Annotated in this window: 1 protein-coding gene; it reads right to left on the bottom strand. The window is 62.2% G+C overall.

Annotation, left to right across the window (positions count from 1 at the left end; translation table 11 throughout):
* Positions 1-819: tetratricopeptide repeat protein (locus GY725_14865; GenBank protein MCP4005472.1), on the bottom strand; the 819-nt coding region annotated here is incomplete at its 3' end.
* Positions 820-955 lie beyond the last annotated feature (136 nt).

Genomic DNA, 955 nt, shown 5'->3' with positions numbered 1-955 from the left:
TTTCCGGTAGCTGCGCTCCGCGCGTTCGGTGGAGCCGCAACGGACGAAGATCCGGCCTTCGATCCAGTAGAAGACGCTCTTGTGGACACTGCGCCGCGGTCCGGCGAGCTTCCGCGCTCGGCGCAACTGTACCAAGGCCTTTTTCAGACCTTCCGAGTCGTCAGTCTCCGATACCGCGAGTGCGAGATTGAGGGTCGAAGAGAATTCGAAGCGGCCGATGAGCCTGTAATTCCCCAGCGCCCGGCCGAGAACCGAAACCGCCTCCGGAAATCGATTCGCAGTCACGTAGATCACGCCCTGGGTCGCGAGCACGCGCCCCAGCCATTCGCTGTCGTTCGCCGCCCCAAAGACTTTCTCCGCTCGGCGGGCATGGCGCAGACCTTGATCGAATTTCTTCTGGAAGGCCCGGAGGATCGCCACTCTCAAGTCCAGCTCCGCCCGACAGGCCGGCGAGACGCGTGGTCTTTCGCAGAGTCGAAGCGCTGACTCATAAGTCCTCTCGGCATCGTCGAGTCGGCCTGCCGCGCGATACGCGCTGCCCACCAGCCCATGGCCTTTCACCAATCGCTCGCGACCAGCAAGCCTTTCTTCCATTGTCTCACCCTCGGGCATGGCGTGGGCCAGACGCCGCGCCACCAGAGCGACGTGGAGAGCCGCTTTGGGATTCCGGAAGATCAGCTCTTCCGTATACTCGAAGAAGAGCTCTACGAATCGCGGGTCCCAATACTTCGGACGATCGAGCACGAGCTCCGCAGCATGCGGCAGACGAGGCTCCAACTCGCGGATGAGTCGCCGGGCATGGTCTGGTGTATGCGCCATCACATCTCCGTAAAGTTCACTTTGGCCAGAGACTCTACCTTAAAAGGTGGGACGTTGCAACCTGGGAGACCGCCCGAAACTCGGACGGCCTCCCGAGATGGCATTTGGCGGACCGCTCACTCGCGATCCGCCACGC

It is taken from the genome of bacterium (genome assembly GCA_024226335.1).
In the GTDB taxonomy this organism is placed as follows: Bacteria; Myxococcota_A; UBA9160; order SZUA-336; family SZUA-336; genus JAAELY01.
The sequence above is the reverse complement of the archived record's forward strand: the minus strand, read 5'-3'. Positions and strand labels throughout refer to the sequence as shown.